Here is a 20,629-nt window from a genome sequence, read left to right on the forward strand (position 1 = left end):
GCTAATTTTTGCACCTTACTTTCTCTCCTGTATTGCCTGTTTCTGATTGGGGGCAAAAGTAGTATATTTTAAAAAGAAACGGTAATAACTCCTTAATTTATATACAGGGACAACCCAAATGCCGGGCTACTGGTAAATAAATTACATTACACAAACACTTATGCCTTTTAAGGAAAAAGATATAGAAAAACAATATTACAGCATTGGCGAGGTTGCGGCTATGTTTGAGGTAGCGCCATCGCTGATAAGATTCTGGGAAACCGAATTTGAGGTACTGAAGCCCAAGAAGAGCAAAAAAGGCAACCGCCTGTTTACGCCCAAAGATATCGAAAACCTGCGCATTGTGTACCACCTGGTAAAAGAAAGGGGCTTTACCATTCAAGGAGCCCGCGAGGTTTTAAAAAACAAAGGGGTGCAAACCAGAGATAAATACGAAATAATTCAATCGCTGGAAAAAGTTCGCGACTTCTTAACTCATATTAAAAATCAGTTAGGGTAATATTTTAGGTTGCAAGTTAAAAGTTTTCGTTAATACCCATCTGTTTGTTTCCTGAAGGTTCTTATGAATTATAAAATACACGTTACGTTTTTCCTGCTGGGATTATTCTTGTGGAATTGTAATTCGCCGGAAAAGCCGGCCGCTGCTCCTACAGCCCTGGACCCGAAAATATTCATAGCAATAATGGATTCATCGGCTACGGCCTGGAACGAGGGTAGTCTGGACGGGCACCTTTCCATTTACGATTCGGCGGCTACTTTTATGGGCGCTAATGGCTTAATTAGTATACCTACGGTAAAAGAGAATTTTCAGAAAAAATATTTTAACGGTTCTAAACCGGTACAGCAACTAGCTTTCGAAGAAATTCAGGTGAAGCCTTTGGGTACTGATTTTGCCCTGTTAACCGGTAAATTTATTTTAAGCGGCGGTGATCAGCCCGAAAGAAGCGGCCGTTATTCTTTGGTTTTTACTAAAACCAAAACCGGCTGGAAAGTTTTACACGATCATTCAAGCTAATTTTTGCGTTTAAGCTACCAGAGCAAAATTGGATAGTATGGGCGAAGAGTTAGTTTATGAAGTAGGCATAGGTTTATTACCCGGCATCGGCAATTATTTAACCCGTACGCTTATTAGTTATTGCGGCTCCGCTAAACAGGTTTGGCATTCGCCACCAGGTAAAATAGAAAAAATTCCTGGCATTGGTCCCACGGCCCTGAACTCGCTTAAACATGGCAAAAGTGTTTTAAAACAAGCCGAAATCATCTTAGCACAAGCCCAGAAAGAAGAGGTTCAGCTATTATTTTACACCCACAAAAATTACCCCGACCGCCTAAAGCAAATTGCCGACGCACCTACCCTTTTATATTATAAAGGAAATTGCAGGTTAAATCAACGTAAAATCGTGAGCATTGTGGGCACGCGCAAATGCACGCCCTACGGCAAAGAAATTACCGAGCAAATTGTAAAAGACTTAACCAAGCACCAAGCGCTTATTGTTAGCGGACTCGCCTACGGTATTGATATTGCCGCCCACCGGGCTGCTACCCAATATAACTTGCCAACGGTGGGCGTGATGGCCAACGGTTTAGACACCATCTACCCGGCGGTGCACCGTAAAATTGCCGAAAAAATGCTGGATAATGGCGGCCTACTTTCCGAAAACACCTTTGGTACCAAACCCGATGCCCATTTTTTCCCGGCCCGTAACCGCATTATTGCAGGCATGGCCGATGTTACCATAATTGTGGAGTCGGCTATAAAAGGCGGCACCCTGATTACCGCTGATATTGCCCACAGCTACAACAAAGATATTATGGCCGTACCGGGCGCCATCACCAGCCCGGTTTCGGCGGGATGCAACTACCTGATTAAGTCGCTTAAGGCCGCGGTTTATACCGAGTTAAAAGATTTAGAGGAGCTGCTGAACTGGGATTTGGAGAATGGAAATTCCTCAACGAGTAAACATGACTTGCACAAATACCAGGCAGAAGATTTTACTCCGGAGGAATTTAAAATTATTCGGGTGCTGCAGGAAATAAAAGAAGAACAAATTGACACGTTGAGCTGGAAAACCCAAATTCCGATAAACCAGATTTCTTCTTTGTTGTTGGGCTTGGAGTTTAAAGGCGTGGTAAAAGCATTGCCGGGCAAAAAATTCAGCTTAATCTAACATGTTTGTTTCCTATAATTTCAGAATAATTGCCGAACACGATTTTGGGCTTTCTTATGCAAACCGGGGCTTTCAGTACAACGATGGCTTTTTCGAAACCTTAATATGGCACCAGGGAAAGATTCGCTTCCTGGACGATCACCTGGACCGCATCAAGCGGGCCATGCAGGTTTTAAGCTTAACCCAGCTCCCGCAATTAACGGCCAGTTTTCTCCAAACCGAAGCAAATGCTCTTATCCGGCAAAATACCTTGGATACCGAGAGCATCCGAATAAAAATTAATATCTGGCGGGAATCTGGCGGCTTGTTTACCCCCGAATCGGAAGAAGCAGAAATATTGATAACCGTAGCGCCGCAGCAACCTTTTCCGGCGGTAATCGGCCAAGCTGATTTTTATACTGGCCTGCCGAACCGCTTTACGCCTTTTTCTTTTTTTAAAGGCCCTTATGCCTTGCATTATGTGCAGGCAAGTTTAGCTAAAAAGAAGGCCGGTTTAGATGAACTCATATTGTTGGACGAGCAGAAAAATATTTCGGAGTGCCTGGTATCTAATATATTTTGGATAAAAAATAACCAGGTATTTACCCCTAGTTTGGAATCAGGTTGTATTGCAGGCATTATGCGGTTAAATGTTTTACGTGCCTGTCAAATGCTAAAAATAGAAGTTTGGGAAGGTTTTTACACCAAATCCGATTTATACGCAGCCGAAGCTGTTTTTACCTCTAATGTAACGGGCTTGCGGCCCATTTTGTATATTGGTCAAAAACAATTCGCAACCAATCACCCGTTGGTAATGCAAATCGAACAATTAGTATTGGCTTGATTAATTTCCCTTTAAAGGTCATTGTTCGTTCAAACTTTATTAAGATCCCCTATTTTTGTAGCATCCGCAAGAACCCAAAAGGTGCAGTTTTGAATAAAATGTTCTTTCTTTACACCACCGTTTGCAGTGGTAAAAAAGTAAAAGGTACCCTGGCGCTATCCGCTTTCGATAAATAAAATATTTAAAGGAGAATGCGGAAAAAAATCTTAGAACTAAATGTTTAGCGCATTAAATGGTACGAAAACAGAACACGTTTTTTCCTGCTGAAAGGGTGAGGAACAACCAACATGAATACGGAATTATTACAAAAATTAGCCGGTGAACTCGAAGGAGAATTGCACTTCGATACCACCATGCGAACCTTATATGCCACCGATGCCTCGGCTTACCGCGAAATGCCGCTGGCGGTAGCTTTTCCCAAAAATATTGCCGATATAAAGAAATTAATCGCCTTTGCCCGACGCCAAAAAACGTCGCTGATTCCGCGCACGGCCGGTACTTCGCTGGCCGGGCAGGTAGTGGGCAATGGCATTGTGGTAGACGTATCGCGCACGTTTACGCAAATTCTGGAACTGAATAAAGAAGAAGGTTGGGTACGGGTACAACCTGGGGTTATTCGGGATGAGCTGAATTTCTTTCTGAAACCGCACGGGCTGTATTTTGGCCCTGAAACCTCTACGGCTAATCGGGCTATGATTGGCGGCATGGTGGGTAATAATTCCTGCGGCTCTAACTCGGTTGTATACCGCAGCACCCGCGAGCACGTGTTGTCGGTGAAAGCAATTTTGAGCGATGGTTCCGAAACGGAATTTGCCAGCTTATCCCCCGCCGAGTTTGAAGCCAAATGTCAGGGCGAAGGCACTGCTTCGGACTTGGAAACCCGTGTGTACCAGGCCGTAAAAGCCATGTTGTCGCATCCCGAGACCCAAACCGAAATCCGCAAGGAGTTTCCAAAGAAAACCGTGGAACGCCGGAACACCGGTTATGCGGTTGATTTACTGCTGGAAACCAACCCCTTCACGACCGGCTCTGAAGATTTTAATTTCTGCAAATTAATTGCCGGTTCCGAAGGTACGTTGGCTATCCTGACCGAAATAAAATTAAACGTTGTACCGCTGCCACCAAAAGAAATTGGGTTGCTTTGCGTACATACCAATACCATAGACGAGTCGCTGCGGGCTAACCTGGTGGCGTTGAAACACCACCCCAGTGCCTGCGAGCTCATGGACCATTACGTGCTGGAGTGCACCAAAGCCAATATTGAGCAGCGGCAGAACCGCTTTTTTGTGCAGGGCGACCCAGGGGCCATCCTGGTTGTAGAAATTGCCAAACATATACCGGCTGAAGTACAGGAAACAGCCGCCGCCCTCATTGCCGATTTAAAAGCAGCTGGCCTGGGCTACCATTACCCGCTCGTAACCGGCCCCGATACCAAAAAAGTCTGGACGTTGCGTAAAGCAGGTTTGGGTTTGCTGTCTAATATTCCGGGCGATGCCAAGCCCGTGGCCGTGATAGAAGATACGGCGGTAGATGTGAACGACTTGCCCGATTTTATTCAGGAGTTTAATTTAATTCTGAAGCAGCAGGATTTATATTGTGTGCATTATGCCCACGCCGGTTCCGGCGAGCTGCACCTCCGCCCGATCATCAACTTAAAAACCGTAGAAGGCAACCGCTTGTTCCGGACCATCGCCGAAGAAATTGCGCGCCTTGTAAAAAAATACGGGGGCTCTCTAAGCGGCGAGCACGGCGACGGCCGTTTGCGCGGCGAATTTATTCCCTGGATGATCGGCGAAAAAAATTACCGCCTGCTCGAAGATATCAAACGCACCTGGGACCCCGACAATATTTTTAATCCGGGCAAAATTGTGAAGACGCCGGCCATGGACACGAATTTACGCTACCAGCCCGGGCAGGAAACGCCGGAGTTTGATACCGTATTTAAGTTCCGGAACGAACAAGGCATTTTGCGGGCGGCTGAGTTGTGCAATGGCTCCGGCGACTGCCGCAAAACCCAGCTTACAGGCGGCACCATGTGCCCCAGCTACATGGCCACCCGGCACGAAAAAGATACCACCCGCGGCCGCGCCAATATGCTCCGGGAGTTTCTTACCAATTCCCCGAAAGCCAACCGCTTCGACCACCAGGAAATAATGGACACCATGGATTTGTGCTTGTCCTGCAAAGGCTGCAAATCCGAGTGTCCTTCCAACGTTGATGTGGCCAAACTGAAAGCCGAATTTCTGCAGCATTATTACGATGCCAATGGCATTTCGCTACGCACCCGTATGGTTGGCAATTATACCAAGGCGTACCAACTGGGTTCGGTAGCGCCGGGTATTTTTAACTTTTTCGCAACTAATAATTTAACCAGCAATATTACCAAAAAAGTATTATCCTTTGCCCCGCAACGGCCCCTGCCAACCTTGCAAAAAACCACCCTGCGGAGCTGGTTTAAAAAGCACCGGCAACAAAACAACGTGCCAGCTCCTGCCAAAGGTGTAGTTAATATTTTCTGCGATGAGTTTACCGATTTCAACGATACCGATATTGGTATTAAAGCCGTTTTGCTCCTAGAAAAATTAGGCTACGACGTGCGGTTGCCGAAACACTATGAAAGTGGCCGGACTTTCTTATCGAAAGGTTTGATGCGCGATGCCAAAAAACTGGCGCAACGCAACGTAGCCTTATTAAAAGATGCAGTGAATGCAGATGCGCCCTTAATCGGCATTGAGCCATCGGCTATTCTGACTTTACGCGATGAATATTTAGATTTGGTAGAGGACGAACAATTATCGGCGGCTAAGCAGATAGCGGCCAATAGCTGGCTGATAGATGAATTTATTGCCATGGAGCGGTTCAAAGGCAATATTTCGCCGGAAGCTTTTACGCAGGAAAAGAGGCATATTAAACTCCACGGCCATTGCCACCAAAAGGCCCTTTCAACGCTGGTACATACCCAGAAGATGCTTACTTTACCCGCTAATTACTCGATCGATATTATTCCGTCGGGTTGCTGTGGTATGGCGGGTTCTTTTGGCTACGAAGCCGAGCACTACGAGGTATCAATGCAGATTGGCGAACTGGTATTATTCCCGACGGTGCGTAAAACGCCCGAAGACGTAATAATTGCCGCCCCCGGCACCAGTTGCCGCCACCAGATAAAAGATGGTACCGGCCGTAAAGCGTTGCATACGTTGGAGGTGTTGTGGGATGCTTTAATAAAGTAAATGCAAAATCTTTAAGGTATTATTGTAAGCTGATTTCTTTTAATATCATCTAAAACTTTAAATAGTTATAATTTAAAATTCCGGTACCCCTTCCGAAACATTAGGTCAAGTTTCGGAAAGGGCACCGGAATTTTCAGCAGGTTGAAAACCACCTATTAAATTGGGCAGCCTTTACCCGTTAAAACCGAAACAACTAATACAAAATCACAGGAACGCTATTCCATAGAAGATAAATTAATTCTACCCAACCCTGTCATGCTGGAAGAATCTATTGCCTTACCTAATCAGAAGGTTCTTTCAAAGTGACAGATAGCAGATTGATTAAGTTGTTTATATTTCATTAACTAGCGTGCTATGGAAACAGCTTTAAGTGATTTGGTATAAGTTAAATGAAAAACAGGGATAAACTATTTGAAATGAATTACAGCCATTTCCTGTTAATTAAAATAATTTTACAGGATTTTACTCATAATCATTAAAGTAAACATTCATTCGCTGGTCTGATGTTGAATTATTAAAAATCAGATAGGTATCTTTATAACCGGAAAATAAATTATCCTGTACAATACCACTTACCAAACCTTTTCTTTCGATAGGCGTGATTTCTTCAGATTGACAGGTAAAAGTGTTACCTAAAATTTTTATTTTATTTACATTTTCCAACACCAATCCTTTGTCGAAAAAGGTGCAGCCAGAAATCCGGATATTGTACTGCAATGGGTTTTGTAAGGCCGCAAAATACGCACCCACTTTAAATATGGAATTCTGAATGGTTAAATTTCGGATACTAGGTCCATCGTTATAAAAGGGACTATTTATCTGAACACCCTTATCAAAAATACAATTAGTGATATAGGTATAGGAATCCGGTGGTAATGCTTCGCCGAATTTATAAAAGGATATATTAAAGCAACCTTTTGGAGTGTCTTCAAAAATACAATTGGTGATGTGCGTATTAGCTTCGATATGGATTCCTCCAAAGCGGTTGTTAATTGGAGTACTGCCACAACCTTTAAAATAGCCGCCATCTAAACTCAATGAACTGTGCGGATGCAACCCTTTTGACCAAACAGTCCAACCAAAGGCGCTGCACTCGATGAAGTTCATGCCAAAAGCCTTGACAATGGAGTTTTCAGAAGTGGCCAATCCTCCATGAGTTTTATAAGCCGTACACCCATAGTAAGTAGATATGGCTTTTACTCCCTCACCTTCTCCTTCATTCCAGAATCCTACTCCCCCTTGCGAACCTTCACCATTAGCCGTGCAATTTAAATAATTAACGTATTTGGCATCATCCGTATCAAAATGGTCTGCTACGGAAAAGTGCTTTTTATCTTTACTTTGGCTAAAAGATTGGCAGTTTTCAAAAGTAACAAACTCAGCGGTATCACCGGCCAGAAACATGGATTTGGACTTACCTGTGAAATTCCGCTGGCTAAAAACCTGGCAATTACGGATAGTAATATGAGAAGTGTCCGGGCCGGATACTACACACGAAACATCATGGGCATCATACACTTCTACTCTTTCTATAAGTCCATGCTGACAGTTCCCTTTAACCCATAAACCACCTTCGAATTTAGCCCCAGCTCCGTTTATAGATAAATCAGATACTGTAAAATTGTTTAAATGGTGCAGGTATAAAAAAGTATGCTCGTTACCAGAAAACTTCAGAATTGTTCTGCCAATACCAGCTCCTTTCAGTTGGAAATCAGTGATAGTTTTATGGCTGCTGCCAATTTCTAACAAATCAAAAGCATACGTGCCCGCTCCAAAAATTAAAGTTAAGGGTTTTGCACTGGCGGCATTATTTAATTCTTTTTGAAAGAAATAATTAAAACTGCGGGTATTCTCAGCGGGTGAGTTGGTTGATTTAATACCCCACAGATTTACATTTATTTCTATCATTAGAATTATTACACAGCAACTGGCGCTTTTATAGCTGGGTGCGGCTGGTATTCTACCAGTTTAAAATCCTCGAATTTAAAGTCGAAAATACTTTTTACCTCGGGGTTCAACTCCATGCGGGGCAGCGAACGGGGCTCCCGGGTTAACTGCAATTCGGTTTGCTCCAGGTGGTTCAGGTACAGGTGCGTGTCACCGCCGGTCCAGATAAAATCACCTAAATCAAGTTTGCAAACCTGGGCCATCATTTGGGTAAGCAAGGCATAGGAAGCAATATTAAATGGCACACCTAAAAATACATCGGCGCTGCGCTGGTACAACTGGCACGACAATTTATTATCGGCTACATAGAACTGAAAAAAAGCGTGGCAGGGCGGCAGCTTCATCTGGTTTATCTCGGCTACATTCCAGGCACTCACAATAATGCGGCGCGAATCCGGGTTATTTTTAAGCTGGTTTACCACTTGGGTAATCTGGTCGATGTGGCCGCCATCCGGGGTTGGCCAACTGCGCCACTGGGAGCCGTAAACCGGGCCTAATTCACCATTCTCATCGGCCCATTCGTCCCAAATAGAAACTCCGTTTTCTTTTAAGTATTTAATATTGGTTTCGCCCTTTAAAAACCACAGCAACTCGTGTATAATCGATTTCAGGTGTACCTTTTTGGTGGTAACCAAAGGAAAACCTTTGGCTAGGTTAAACCGCATCTGGTAGCCAAATACACTAAGGGTGCCAGTGCCGGTACGATCTTCCTTCCTGGTACCATTTTCCAGAATATGCCGAAGAAGTTGCTGATATTGTTGCATGTGCTTGACCTTAAAACAACCGAAAATAAGGAAAGAATTCTGAAAGCACCTAAGATTTTTAATTTTCTTTTACCTGGTATGCCGCGCCAGCTTCATCTTTAAAGTTTATTAAATTTAAAAATATTTAACACTTTGTAGCGGTTTACCCTTACGGTTAAAATGAATAAGTTGCTTGTGCGTTAGAGATTAAACTTTCAAATTGGGATTTAAAATATTAATTTTTTGGAGCCCCGTCTAAATTACCTAGATTAAATATATGTTCAGAATTCTTATTTGTTTCGCTTTAATTTTTTGCTGCTTTGGGTTAGTATTGGCCCAGGATTCTACTACTACAGGTACCCCGCCCCCCGCTGCCCCAATCACTAACTTAAACCGCCTTTTACAGGAAAGAGCGCAGATGATTAAAGATTACGAGTACTACAATGCGCAGAACAGCAATTTTTGGGGCAAGAAATCGAAGAAAGATTTACTCAACATCATAGATGTACTGAAGAAAGTAATTAATAAAGATTCGGACATTATCAGAGAAATTAACCTGGTAAACCTGAAACGGCAAGCCGAAATAAAAGCGGCCCAGGCTCAGGCTGAAAATCAGAAAAAACAAATTGAATTCCGGGCCATGGACGATAAGCGGGTGGTATCGGATAACCTGTACGATTTAAAGGCCCAGATTCAGAGTCTGGAAAATAAGCAGAAAGTAAAACAGCGCCAACTGAATGCCCTGGAAGAAAGCTTAACCGGATCGAAAGAAACCATTCAGAAACTACAGGCTTTACTTGCGACCTCGGTGGTAGCTATTCTGGGTTTAGCCATTTTTGCCTTCTCCCGCCGGAGTAAAAAGAAAGCAAAAAGATAAATAGTAAATTCCTGATTTTCTGAAACTTTTTCACTGGCCGGAAGCTTATATACTGTTCGCCTATTTATAAAAAATGGTAGCAGGCTATTTATTAAGTAACTTGCACCGGCATTGTGAAATTTTCATGTTCGAGATACAAGAAGAATTATATAAAGTAAGCAAATTACTAAAACTGGAGCAGGAAGAAGACCTCGCTCAATATAAAATAAAAAGTACCCGCAGCTCTATTCAGGAACGTAAAAAAAGTGGCTTGTGCTGGTACCCGATTACCATTACCAAAACCGAAATTGGTTTTGGTAACAAAGTAGTGGTAGAAATTGAGCGCACGGGCAGCCGCGATCAACTGCATTTATTCCAGACCGGTAAAGGAGCTTCTATTTTCAGCAACGCCAACGGCAGTCAGGGCCACGACTCGCAACAGCTTAGCGGGGTAATCATGACCCTGAAACGCAATAAACTAACGCTGGCCACCACCAAAGAAGATTTGCCTGATTGGATTGAAGATGGCAAGCTGGGCATCGACCTGACCTTTGACGAGATGAGTTACAAGGAGATGGAAATTGCTATGCGCAAAGTTACCGAAGCCGAAGATACTCGCCTGGCCCAACTCCGCGATGTTTTATACGGTGCGCAACCGGCAGTATTTTACCCTAAGCCTGACTTTGCTCCGGATGCAACTTTAAATGAATCGCAGAACGAAGCTATTAAAAATATTGAGGCAGCGAAGGATGTGGCCATTATTCACGGACCGCCGGGTACAGGAAAAACCACTACCCTGGTGCAGGCCATTCGGCGCACGCTGCAACGGGAACGGCGCCTGCTGGTAACGGCTCCCAGTAATACGGCGGTAGATTTACTCACCGAAAAATTGGCCGCCGAGGGCATTAACGTTATCCGGATTGGGAATCCTTCGCGGGTTTCGGATATTCTGCTGCACCATACGCTGGATGCGCAGATTATGGGCCACAAGGCCTACAAAGAAGTAAAAGAATACCGGAAACAGGCCGAAGAATCCAAAGCCATGGCTTATCAGTTTAAACGCCAGTTTGGCTGGGAAGAGCGCGAACAACGCCGCCTGTTAAAAGAGCAAAGCCGGGCTTTACTGGCCGAAGCCGATCAGATAGAACGCTACATAACCGACGACTTGCTCGACCGCGTGCAGGTAATTACCTGTACCCTGGTAGGATCGGCTAACCGGGTAATTCGCCATTTAACTTACGATACGGTATTTATTGACGAAGCGGCCCAGGCCCTGGAACCTGCCTGCTGGATACCCATAACCCGCGCGAACCGGGTGGTGCTGGCCGGCGATCATTGCCAGCTACCCCCCACCGTTAAATCTTTAGAAGCAGAAAAAGGTGGTTTAGAAGTTACGCTGTTTGAAAAGTGTATTCAACGGCAACCGGATGTGGCCGTTATGCTGCGCACCCAATACCGGATGCACCAGCATATTATGCAGTTTTCGAATCAGCAGTTTTACAACGGACAACTGGAGGCCCACGAAAGTGTGGTGCAGACGGATTTACATGCTTTTAACCCCGCTTTTCCGCCGGAGTTAGCGGTAGAATTTGTGGATACGGCCGGTTGTGGCTACAACGAGCAATCTTTTGCCGAAGGCGCCAGCACGGCTAACCCCGAAGAAGCTGATTTACTCTTGCGGCACGTGCAGCACTTGTTAAAAGATTATGAAGCCGCTGAGAACGAAGCGCCTTTAAAAATTGGTATCATATCGCCGTACCGGGCTCAGATTAATTACCTGAAAGATGAAGTAGAGCATAACCCCTGGCTACACGATTTGCAAAACAAGCGGCTGTTAAGCGTGGGCACTGTTGATAGTTTCCAGGGACAGGAACGTGATATTATTTACATCAGTATGGTGCGCAGCAACGATGACGGAGAAATTGGCTTTTTAAGCGACATCCGGCGGATGAACGTGGCCATGACCCGGGCCCGTAAAAAATTGGTAATCGTAGGCGATAGCGCCACCTTAACCCAACATCCTTTTTACCATGCGTTTGTGGGTTATACCGAAGGCATTAATGCTTACCGGAGCGCCTGGGAATTAATGGCCGACTTAAATATTTCTTAGAAAGTTTTAGGGTGTGCCTTTAAAATAGTAAGTTGTGAACTTTTCAGCCTGAATTATGCCAATTCTGGGTTTTTTGGCTTACCGCAGATTGCTATAATGGCGGTTACCGGCGATCATTTTTACCGGCCAGCTTAAAACAATTTTTTCTTACATCGGGTACCTTATACTTTAAAACTGTAAAAAGCGCCATATCGGCTTTCATTTTAAACCAAACCTGTTATGACAGCAATAAGTGAAAACAAAGTGGTTTCGCTCACCTACGAGCTTAAAATTTTAAACGACGACGGCGAACAAACGCTCGTAGAAACAGCCGATGAAAACAACCCGATGGTATTTTTATATGGTGTAAGCGGTTTGCCCGAAAAGTTTGAAGAATATCTGGAAGGCAAACAGGAAGGCGATTCTTTTTCTTTTTCGCTGGAAGCAGAAGAAGGCTACGGCGAATACGACGATAATGCCCTGGTGCCGATCCCGAAGAATGTTTTTGAAGTAGACGGTAAAATTGACGATGAAATGCTGCAGGAAGGCAATTACATTCCGATGGCCGACAACGAAGGCAACCACATGCAAGGCCGCGTTATGAAAATTCAGGGCGATGAAGTGGTTATGGATTTTAACCATCCTTTAGCCGGCATGAAAATGTTTTTCGACGGCAAAGTATTATCGGTGCGGGAAGCTACGGCAGAAGAAATTTCGCATGGTCATGTACACGGCGCGGGCGGACACCACCATTAATATTTTATTTTGTACAATCATTATTAAAAAGGCCGGGATTTATTTCCCGGCCTTTTCATTTTACCTCTTTATTATTTCTAAACCATAACTTCTTCGTACTTATCTAACCCGCAAAGCTCCAGAAATTGGTTGTTAAAAACGGCCCAGGTTTTGTCGTTTAACAGCCGACGGCGGCATTGGAGCCAGCTTTGAATGGCTGCTTCGCCGTAAATTTTTCTTACGCGTTCTCTAGTCAGAAAATTATTAATCTTGCCCCAATGAACTGAGTATTTAATATTTTCGGTTTCCAGTTGCCGGGCAAAAGCTTCGGTAAACTGATGGTTTAACTTGGCATCGGCCCCGTCTAACTCCAGCACACACGAATGTTCGAATTTGCAAAAGCCCAAGGTAGCTTTGGTGCCTTTCACAAACCGGAAGGCCATTACCCCGCAAAATGGAGTTTGCTTGTTTAACCTAAGAAAAAGCTGTATTACGTCGGGTATATCTTTTTGATCGAAGGCAAAGCCGGCGCTAAATAATTTGCCCCGAAAAATGGTGTTCCGGAAAGTTTCGCCGATGGTGCCAGTGGCCGTGGCTGGCCGATCGTAAGCTACTTTAAACAGCGCGTTTACAGTATTCGGAATTAATTTTAAATCGATCTTATTGCCTGGTATTTTTTCCACCACATCCAATGCCGTCTGAATGAGGCCCAGTACATCGTCGCCGTAGGTAAACTTTCCTTTGGCATTGTGGTCGAAGGGCGTATAATTGGTGTGGTAGCGTTGCTTATACATCACCCGCAAATAAACCTCTTCGGTTTTGCCATCCTGCTTAAAGTTATGCGGATTAATGGCTAGTTCAAAGTGGTATAATTGTTCCGGCGGAAAGTTGAGCCGGGCGGCTAAACCGGAGAAGTCGTTAAATTTGATGGCATTTACCAGGGCAGCATTATACGGTATTTTCAGGAGTTGCTGCACCAGTAAATATTTGGGCTCTACTTCTATTAAAACGCTATGAATAAACCCAAAACTGCCAAAGCTTACCAGGGCCGCATTAAATAATTCATCGTCCCGGATAACTTCGGCCCCCATCCAATTGGTAAAAGCCGCCGAAGTAACCGGGTAAGAAGCCCGCTCCAGCCACACATGGCGGTCCGGGCCCACAATTAGGTGCATGCCTACCACGCAATCGCATAAAGAACCCGTCCGGAAGGCCGCGCCGTGGGTACCGGTGCTAAAAGCGCCTACAATGGTTTGGCCGTTGCTGCCGCCCGAAACTCGCAATGCTTTAGCCGGCTGCCGTTCTTTTTCCAGCAAATCGTTAATCCGGATTATTTCGTTGCCGCACTGGGCAAACAGCAAATCCGTAGGGTCGCCGCCCTGCTGCAGAAAAGCTTCGGAAACCTGAGAAGCTGATAATTCGGCTTTTAAAGTAAGTTTCTTGGTGTTGATGATGCCATCCTCGGAAACCGCTACTTTGCTGAGAGACCAGCCACTGCCCATGGCCCGTATCCTGGTATTATTCGCGATAGCGTGCTTGATCAGCCACTGAATATTTTGGGTAGTCTTATTATATTTTTCTTTAAATGTGGGGTATTTCTGTTTGAATAACGGATCCGAAACACTTAACTCAAAAGAGGCGTCTTTTCTTAGTTTCTGGGTGAAATTGGCGTGGGCATTGATAAATTTATCCTGGTTTAGTTTCAGCAGCTTTACGCCATCGGGCAGTTCCATAACATTCTCTTTTTACAGTTATAGCTTCTCTTCTTTTTCCACGGGGGGGCAACAATCCCAAACAACTTTTTGTGGCACTACAATGCCCAAAGTAGCGGCCGAAAGCAAAATATACCCCAGGTTGGTTTGCGTAACTACCTGGCAAATGCTTTGGGATTCGCATTGGGCCGGAATATCTTTGGGCTGCACCAGTCCCCACAGGTAATTTACCCGGGTAGCGGTATGATGCTGAATATTATCGGAGCTGTGCAAGCTTACTAACCGGGTATTGGCACAACCGGTAATAAATAGCAGACTCAGCAGCCAGAGGTAGGCAGAGGGTAAACGGGCCATGAAATTTTATTTTGAGCGTTCAAGTAAAAACAAAGTAGCTGTTTGTATTTGGTAATTTGGCTGAAGCCGCTGCCCTTGCGGTATGGTTTCACCAGTAATTAGTCTGGTAAAAAATTTACTTATTGGCGATGATAATACCACTAATGGCGACCGGAAATATTCCCCTGCCCTACCCACGAATAAACTAAATCTTAATTTTTGGTAAAAGTTTAGCTATTCAGGATTAAACTAAATAACATTTATATCAATGAATTCAGAATCGTTCCGGTTAATGACAGACATTAGATTGATATTGAACTAAAACCGGCTTACGGCTGGTTTTAATCAAACCAGATTACTTACACTTCTAAAAATATAAATATAGTACCCTAAACTATTTAAAGTTAATATTTTATGCAAAGAAATTCAATACTAAATATTAGGTATTTTATATAAGGGTTTTCTGGGAAATAATAAGCAATCAGCTGTGTTATAATTTTTGTTGTTCTTCTACAAAAGCCATTAAATCGGGGAAGAAAGTATTAAACTCGTGCAGGTATAAATGGTAATTTTCCCGCAATTCGTCGGCAGCGGTTTCCATATTCGAAATAAAAGCGGTGCGGCGGCTTAAACCGGTAAGCGACCGACGAATACCTTCGAGATTAGCGTAGTTCAGCAGCCAATTCTGCTCAATCATGTAGGGTAGAAAATATTTTACCCGGTCGGGTAAAATGGCATGGTGGCGTTGCACCGAATCGTACACCTGTTGGGTATAAACGCCCAGCCCTACCGTTGAATATCTGTCGAAATTAATGGCCAGGAAGTGGTCGTAATATATATCGGCAATTACGCCGGCGTATTTGCGGTAAGCGGGGCGTAGCCGCTCTTTGGATTGTTGTACCACCGGATGCGCATCGGTAAACGTGTCTATCTGGCGGTGCAGAATAATGCCTTGCGCAATTTTCCGGGGGAATAAACCGAACTGGCTGCCTCGCACCGAATCAGCAATAAAGTTGCCTACCAACAGTTCCTCGTCCTGGCCCGATAAAAAAGAATGCGCTAAATAATTCAAGTAAGCTGGCTTAAAATGAGTAATTACTAAACAATACGGGCAGGCACTGGTTTAGGGTGTACTACGCTGGTTCAGGGTAAAACAGAACTTTTGCTTTTTGACCGCGTACCCTAAACAACTACAGACCTAAAACTATGGAAAATAACGCAAGTGAAAATCTGCAGAAGCTGGCAGCAAAAATAAAAGATATTAAAACCGCCATGCTGGTTACCGCCGAGCAAGACGGCACATTGCGGGCCCGCCCGATGCAAACCTTAAAAATAGACGGCAATTACCTTTGGTTTTTAACCGCAATCAATTCGCCGAAGTCGCACGAAATACGAAACGACAGCCACGTAAACCTGAACTTTGCCGACGAAAGTAATAAATTATATGTTTCTGTTTCGGGTGTTGCTTCCGTTACCCGCGACCGCCAGAAAATAGATGAACTCTGGAGTGAGCCGTTTAAAGCCTGGTTCCCCGAAGGTAAAAACGACCCGAATATTGCCGCCATTCGGGTAGAAATAACGCAAGCCGAATATTGGGACACGCCTACCAGCCCGGTGGTGCATTTAATTGGGTATGCCAAAGCGGTAGTTACCGGCGAACCCTACCACCCCGGCGATAACGAAAAGATAAACGTAAGTTAACTTACCCTAATAATAAAAAAAGGAGAATCGGTTTCTCCTTTTTTGTTATAAAAAATTAATTTGGTCGGGCTATTTTTTTAATTGCTGTTAATTTTTGACTGTTCAAGCCATTACAACGCTTACTTTATTTGGCATCCAGAAAGGCCATTGGCGCTGGGGTTTGGCGCAAATGGGTACCATGCCGCCCCGCCTGCAACAAACTCCGGGTTTGCAGTTTTTTAAATTGCTGGGCAGCGGCAAAGGCCGGGTTTTTAGCTTAACCCCCGATTTTTACTTGTATGGCCTAATGGCCGTTTGGGAAACAGAAGCGCAAGCGGATATTTTTTTCTCCCATTCCGATATTATTCGGGAATACCAGGAACATTGCCAAGAAAGCTGGACCGTAAAACTGCTACCCCTGAAAGCCCACGGGAAATGGGATGGAAAGAGCCCGTTTATACCGGCACCCGAATATAATCAAATTAATGGGCCGCTAGCGGTGTTAACCCGGGCCTCCATTAACCTGCGAGCCTTGCCGGCTTTCTGGAAATACGGCAAAGAAACGAGTAAAGCCTTGGAGCAAGCGCCCGGCCTGGTGGCAGCCGTGGGTTTAGGCGAACTACCTTTTGTGCGGCAGGCTACTTTCAGCATCTGGGAAAACGAACAGCAAATGGTACAGTATGCTTACCAGAATGCCCACCACCAGCAGGTAATCCGCAAAACCCGTCAGGACAACTGGTACGCCGAAGAATTATTTGCCCGCTTCCGCGTTATTTCCGCTACCGGTACCTGGAAAGGCCGCAATCCGTTGGAGAATATTTGATTCTTTTGCTTGTTTCTTTTCGGCCAGGTTAATATTTAAACATCAATATTCTTCTATCAGGTTGTTTCAGTTCAAACATACACTTAGCCTTTTTAAAACAACTGCTAGTCGCTACCAAGCGTGCATAAAGATAAAAGTTGAGATGCTCATTTAGATGAAAAAGCAACAGAAAAGACCTGGAGCTACCAGGTCTTTTTAATCTCTTGATTTAATCGTTTTTTGATTCGATTGTTTATAAATAAAGCTAAACTAAGCCAAGCGCTTGCTTCTTTTCTTTTGCTTCAGTTCTATCGTAAAATCATAGTCTAAGGCAGCGGCTAATTTCTGAAGTGTTTCAATTGTTACATTCTGCGTGCCGGATTCAATGCGGGTAATACGTTGCCGGGTCACGCCAATTATTTCGCCGAGTTCTTTTTGGGTTAATCCTAATTCCTTTCGAGCATCTCGTAACTGCTTAGCCAGAATAGCAGATTTCATTTTTAAATCTTGCACCTAATCTATAAACCTACTTTCTACTATTATATTCCTCATCTGTTACCGGCTCCAACCATACCACTGCCCCTTTTTGCGTATTCGTACCAACCGCAATATGGCTGAACTCACTATCAGGAGCAGCCCCGTGCCAATGATGAATATTGGGTTCACACATTATTACCTCTCCTTGACGGAGTTCTCTTACTGGCTTGCCTTTTTCCTGATAACGCCCCTTGCCATTCGTAACCAGTAATATCTGTCCGCCCGGATGATAATGCCATTTGGTTCTGGTACCTGGTTCAAAAGTTACGTTTCCGACGGAGGTATTTAAAGTGTTATTGTTATCGCCGAACATTTGAACCCAAGCCGGACCGGAAAAATTATCGTTTGCGATTTTTGTTCCTTTAGGGAATATGGTATTTACCCCTGGATTCGCTTGTTCATTCTGATTCGGGCTGGTTATGGCGTTAGAAGCACCTTGCTTATTTAGAACAGATTGCAACACTTGCTGAGCCGTATTGCCTTCTTTACTGCCGACCTTTTTCTGCATCATCAATACAATTTGTTTGAGATGTGCCTCGGTTAGCCCGGTATTCAACCCCACGTTTAAGTGCGAACGCAACTGGTTTTCGGTACCACCCAACGAGGCTAAAGCAGAGATGGTGACAATTTCCCGGGTTTTCCAGTCCAGGATGTCCCGACCAAAAATATCAGCAAATAAATGCTCTTTTAAAAAGACATCGATAATAGGAACAAACTTTTGAGCTGACCCCGTGGCGGTGGTACCGGTTAGCTTTGTTTGTACTTCCTTACCAAACTCAAACTTGCTTTTTGAAGCGGATATATTACCAGGTTCTTTACCTACAACATCTTTAATGCCTTTTTGCTTACGCTCATTAACCACACCTTCCAGGGTATTAATGGCGTTTAAACTGCGGGGAAACCCCGCATAGGCGTACAAATGCACCAGTATTTCTTTTACTTCATTTATGGTTAAACCGGCATCTAGGCCATCACTTAATGCCCCTTTTAATGCCATTAAATCTCCTTTTGCAGTGAAAGCGGCTATTGGTACAATGCTTTGTTGTTTGGCATCTAAAGACGCACTTTTATTCACTACTTGTTGTGCATATAAGTTGGCGGTCACCCCCAATAATAGGATTGCAATGATTAGGAAAACTTTTGCTGATTTCATACAGATTTTAATAAGGCTCTAGTTGGGTTAATCTAAATTCTTGCCTTTCAAAAACACAGCAAGATGGTTGGCAATTTCGAGGTTATTTAAATCCGACATCGGGAAATGGGTGTTGCCTTTAATGCCGATTGCGGGCAGATGCACCAGCGTTACATCGCCGCCGTGTTTATTCACCACCTCGCGGAATTTTTTGGCGACCTCCATGAAAGCGCGCCATTGCTCCTGCCCCGGGATTGGCGAGGGTTTATCCGGAATATTATCGCCGTAATATATAATTATCGGAATTTTGGTGAGTTTCCTGAATTCGGCCAAAGGTACGGTGGGCGGGATAATTATCCGGCCCGAAACTTTTATGCTATCCGGGGCTTCGCCTTGCGGAAAAACATAATCGCCGCCCGGCTCAAAGGCCACAATGGCTTTTACGTTATTATTTTTTAAGGCCGTACGCCAGCCGGGGCCACCACTTTGCGAGTGCGTAACCAAAATTCCCGGCCCTATTTTAGTAAACAACCCCGAAACCGCATCAATATTTAGTTGGGCATCGTACGGGCCGGTGTTGGGTACCATTTGCCGGAAAAACTGGTTTAAGGCTTCCGGTTGTTTAGAAAATTGCACACCAGGGTAAAAGTTGGGATAAGCACCCAACCGGAAAATGCCAAACCATAGTTGCTCATCAGGGGTAGCGGCAATAGTTATGGGTTTGGTACTGCGGGCAGCGCGGCCCCGGCGGGGTTGGTCGAGTAAATAAACCGGGAAGCGGCGGCGCAAAAATATATTCTGAAATCCTTCGCGGCCATCGGGAGTTGTTTCCCAGGTTCTAGCCGATTGCCCGTGGCCGTGCCAGAAAACCAGCGGCAATTTCCGGGCCTTTTCCGGTACCTGGTAAAATACGTAGGCATGGTCGCCGTGCAACGTTTGCCCTTCCGCCGGCTGGTTGGTGGGGTTAAATGCGCCGTGTTTTATGGGGTCGAAGGTGCCGGGATTGGTTAGTACCGTGCCACCTACGGCAAAACTGCCTTGCTGCTGAATATTTATAGTTCCGGTACTGCTTTTACTTGAGTTACACGCCGCTACTAATGCAGCAGTAGTCGCAAGGAGCAGAATAAAAATATATAATTTATTTACCTTTTCCGGTTTTTCCATAAACATCCCTGTTTCGTTTCTTGCTTTCTTATTGGGTACTTTTCCTTAAAATATATGTATAGTGTCCAGTTCTCCGGTACATGTAATAATATTCTCTTGGGAAATTTTAAATGGCAAGCGCCTTACTAATTCTTTTTATTCATTTTCTTAAAAATTAAAGGCATGGTTGCAGTATCCAAGGCTTCCATATCAATTAACTTTAAGGATTTCACCATTTTTAGGGTAGTGGTTTTGTACTTCAGGAAGTGCGGCGTTTTCAGGTGTTGCTGGTAAGCGGCTTTGCTGGCATACATTTCCAGAATTCTTACCTGAGTAGGATTTTCTTTCTGAAACATCGGGAAAATAGCAATTACCCCCAGCTCTTTTTTCACCGAAGCGGCCGCTTCTTCTATCAGAATAGCTTTGTATTCTTCCAGGTAAGCCGGTTCTATTTCGATTTCTGAAATCCGCACCATCATATCTTGTTGCTGCGCCGATGCTTTGTAACTAACCAGCAGAAATAGCAAGAATAAAAAAGAGCAGAATGCTTTAGAAGTTGGAATTTTAGAACCGGTGTTTTGCAGTATCATATTTATATCTTTTATATTGTCAGGACTTTCGCAAATTTATCCAAAGTCCCCCTTCGGAGGGGGCAAGGGGGAGGATTTACAATGTTAAAAAACCATTTTGCGAAAGTCC

General features: G+C 44.3%; 19 protein-coding genes. 10 read left to right on the plus strand and 9 right to left on the minus strand.

Annotated elements, in window-relative coordinates; genetic code table 11:
* Nucleotides 1-160 precede the first annotated feature (160 nt).
* From AAE02nite_RS22480 to AAE02nite_RS22500, 5 genes are all read left to right on the plus strand, one after another.
* Nucleotides 161-499 (plus strand): MerR family transcriptional regulator, encoded by a 339-nt coding sequence (locus AAE02nite_RS22480; RefSeq protein WP_146903602.1) that lies wholly within the window; start codon nucleotides 161-163, stop codon nucleotides 497-499.
* A 63-nt stretch (nucleotides 500-562) separates the two neighbouring features.
* Nucleotides 563-1,015 carry a YybH family protein gene (locus AAE02nite_RS22485; protein WP_146903605.1) on the plus strand — a complete coding sequence of 151 codons (453 nt, stop codon included), beginning with the start codon at nucleotides 563-565 and terminating at the stop codon, nucleotides 1,013-1,015.
* Nucleotides 1,016-1,052: 37 nt separating this feature from the next.
* Nucleotides 1,053-2,168, plus strand: coding sequence for a DNA-processing protein DprA (dprA, locus tag AAE02nite_RS22490; RefSeq protein ID WP_146903608.1), 1,116 nt, complete (start codon nucleotides 1,053-1,055; stop codon nucleotides 2,166-2,168).
* Between the two features lies 1 nt (nucleotide 2,169).
* Complete coding sequence (locus tag AAE02nite_RS22495) at nucleotides 2,170-2,991, plus strand: aminotransferase class IV (protein ID WP_146903611.1); 822 nt, start codon at nucleotides 2,170-2,172, stop codon at nucleotides 2,989-2,991.
* Between the two features lie 287 nt (nucleotides 2,992-3,278).
* Nucleotides 3,279-6,221 (plus strand): FAD-binding and (Fe-S)-binding domain-containing protein, encoded by a 2,943-nt coding sequence (locus AAE02nite_RS22500; protein WP_146903614.1) that lies wholly within the window; start codon nucleotides 3,279-3,281, stop codon nucleotides 6,219-6,221.
* A 462-nt stretch (nucleotides 6,222-6,683) separates the two neighbouring features.
* Here the strand turns inward: AAE02nite_RS22500 and AAE02nite_RS22505 are convergent, their stop codons facing one another.
* The gene (locus AAE02nite_RS22505) at nucleotides 6,684-8,129 is read right to left on the minus strand and encodes a hypothetical protein (protein WP_146903617.1); all 1,446 of its coding nucleotides are present in this window, start codon (nucleotides 8,127-8,129) and stop codon (nucleotides 6,684-6,686) included.
* A gap of 8 nt (nucleotides 8,130-8,137) precedes the next feature.
* On the minus strand, nucleotides 8,138-8,932 hold the full coding sequence (locus AAE02nite_RS22510) for a thymidylate synthase (protein ID WP_146903620.1): 795 nt from the start codon (nucleotides 8,930-8,932) through the stop codon (nucleotides 8,138-8,140).
* A 256-nt stretch (nucleotides 8,933-9,188) separates the two neighbouring features.
* Here AAE02nite_RS22510 and AAE02nite_RS22515 point away from each other — a divergent pair, with 256 nt between their 5' ends.
* From AAE02nite_RS22515 to AAE02nite_RS22525, 3 genes are all read left to right on the plus strand, one after another.
* Nucleotides 9,189-9,788, plus strand: a complete 600-nt coding sequence (locus AAE02nite_RS22515) for a hypothetical protein (protein WP_146903623.1) — start codon at nucleotides 9,189-9,191, stop codon at nucleotides 9,786-9,788.
* A gap of 124 nt (nucleotides 9,789-9,912) precedes the next feature.
* Nucleotides 9,913-11,877: an IGHMBP2 family helicase gene (locus AAE02nite_RS22520; protein WP_146903626.1), complete on the plus strand. Its 1,965-nt coding sequence runs from the start codon at nucleotides 9,913-9,915 to the stop codon at nucleotides 11,875-11,877.
* A gap of 219 nt (nucleotides 11,878-12,096) precedes the next feature.
* Nucleotides 12,097-12,612: an FKBP-type peptidyl-prolyl cis-trans isomerase gene (locus AAE02nite_RS22525; protein ID WP_146903630.1), complete on the plus strand. Its 516-nt coding sequence runs from the start codon at nucleotides 12,097-12,099 to the stop codon at nucleotides 12,610-12,612.
* A gap of 77 nt (nucleotides 12,613-12,689) precedes the next feature.
* On the opposite strand, the gene AAE02nite_RS22530 is transcribed toward AAE02nite_RS22525, so the two are convergent.
* From AAE02nite_RS22530 to AAE02nite_RS22540, 3 genes are all read right to left on the minus strand, one after another.
* On the minus strand, nucleotides 12,690-14,324 hold the full coding sequence (locus tag AAE02nite_RS22530; RefSeq protein WP_146903633.1) for an FAD-binding oxidoreductase: 1,635 nt from the start codon (nucleotides 14,322-14,324) through the stop codon (nucleotides 12,690-12,692).
* 18 nt (nucleotides 14,325-14,342) lie between these two features.
* Nucleotides 14,343-14,657 carry a hypothetical protein gene (locus AAE02nite_RS22535; protein ID WP_146903636.1) on the minus strand — a complete coding sequence of 105 codons (315 nt, stop codon included), beginning with the start codon at nucleotides 14,655-14,657 and terminating at the stop codon, nucleotides 14,343-14,345.
* A 469-nt stretch (nucleotides 14,658-15,126) separates the two neighbouring features.
* Nucleotides 15,127-15,708 carry an acyl carrier protein phosphodiesterase gene (locus tag AAE02nite_RS22540; protein ID WP_146903639.1) on the minus strand — a complete coding sequence of 194 codons (582 nt, stop codon included), beginning with the start codon at nucleotides 15,706-15,708 and terminating at the stop codon, nucleotides 15,127-15,129.
* A 134-nt stretch (nucleotides 15,709-15,842) separates the two neighbouring features.
* On the opposite strand from AAE02nite_RS22540, the gene AAE02nite_RS22545 reads away from it, so the two are divergent.
* Together AAE02nite_RS22545 and AAE02nite_RS22550 are read left to right on the plus strand one after the other, a co-directional pair.
* Entirely contained in the window at nucleotides 15,843-16,337 is a 495-nt protein-coding gene (locus tag AAE02nite_RS22545) for a pyridoxamine 5'-phosphate oxidase family protein (protein ID WP_146903642.1), read from the plus strand.
* 94 nt (nucleotides 16,338-16,431) lie between these two features.
* Complete coding sequence (locus AAE02nite_RS22550) at nucleotides 16,432-17,139, plus strand: spheroidene monooxygenase (RefSeq protein WP_146903645.1); 708 nt, start codon at nucleotides 16,432-16,434, stop codon at nucleotides 17,137-17,139.
* A 249-nt stretch (nucleotides 17,140-17,388) separates the two neighbouring features.
* Here AAE02nite_RS22550 and AAE02nite_RS22555 read toward each other — a convergent pair whose 3' ends face one another.
* The 4 genes from AAE02nite_RS22555 to AAE02nite_RS22570 all read right to left on the minus strand — a co-directional run bounded on the left by AAE02nite_RS22555 (nucleotide 17,389) and on the right by AAE02nite_RS22570 (nucleotide 20,520).
* A complete protein-coding gene (locus AAE02nite_RS22555) occupies nucleotides 17,389-17,616 on the minus strand; it encodes a helix-turn-helix transcriptional regulator (protein WP_146903648.1) in 228 nt (75 codons plus the stop codon).
* Nucleotides 17,617-17,644: 28 nt separating this feature from the next.
* Nucleotides 17,645-18,808: a carboxymuconolactone decarboxylase family protein gene (locus tag AAE02nite_RS22560; protein ID WP_146903652.1), complete on the minus strand. Its 1,164-nt coding sequence runs from the start codon at nucleotides 18,806-18,808 to the stop codon at nucleotides 17,645-17,647.
* 27 nt (nucleotides 18,809-18,835) lie between these two features.
* Nucleotides 18,836-19,951 (minus strand): alpha/beta hydrolase, encoded by a 1,116-nt coding sequence (locus tag AAE02nite_RS22565; RefSeq protein WP_146903655.1) that lies wholly within the window; start codon nucleotides 19,949-19,951, stop codon nucleotides 18,836-18,838.
* 125 nt (nucleotides 19,952-20,076) lie between these two features.
* On the minus strand, nucleotides 20,077-20,520 hold the full coding sequence (locus AAE02nite_RS22570) for a putative quinol monooxygenase (RefSeq protein ID WP_246151222.1): 444 nt from the start codon (nucleotides 20,518-20,520) through the stop codon (nucleotides 20,077-20,079).
* Nucleotides 20,521-20,629: the final 109 nt, after the last annotated feature.

This window comes from Adhaeribacter aerolatus (assembly GCF_007991635.1).
Lineage (GTDB): Bacteria > Bacteroidota > Bacteroidia > Cytophagales > Hymenobacteraceae > Adhaeribacter > Adhaeribacter aerolatus.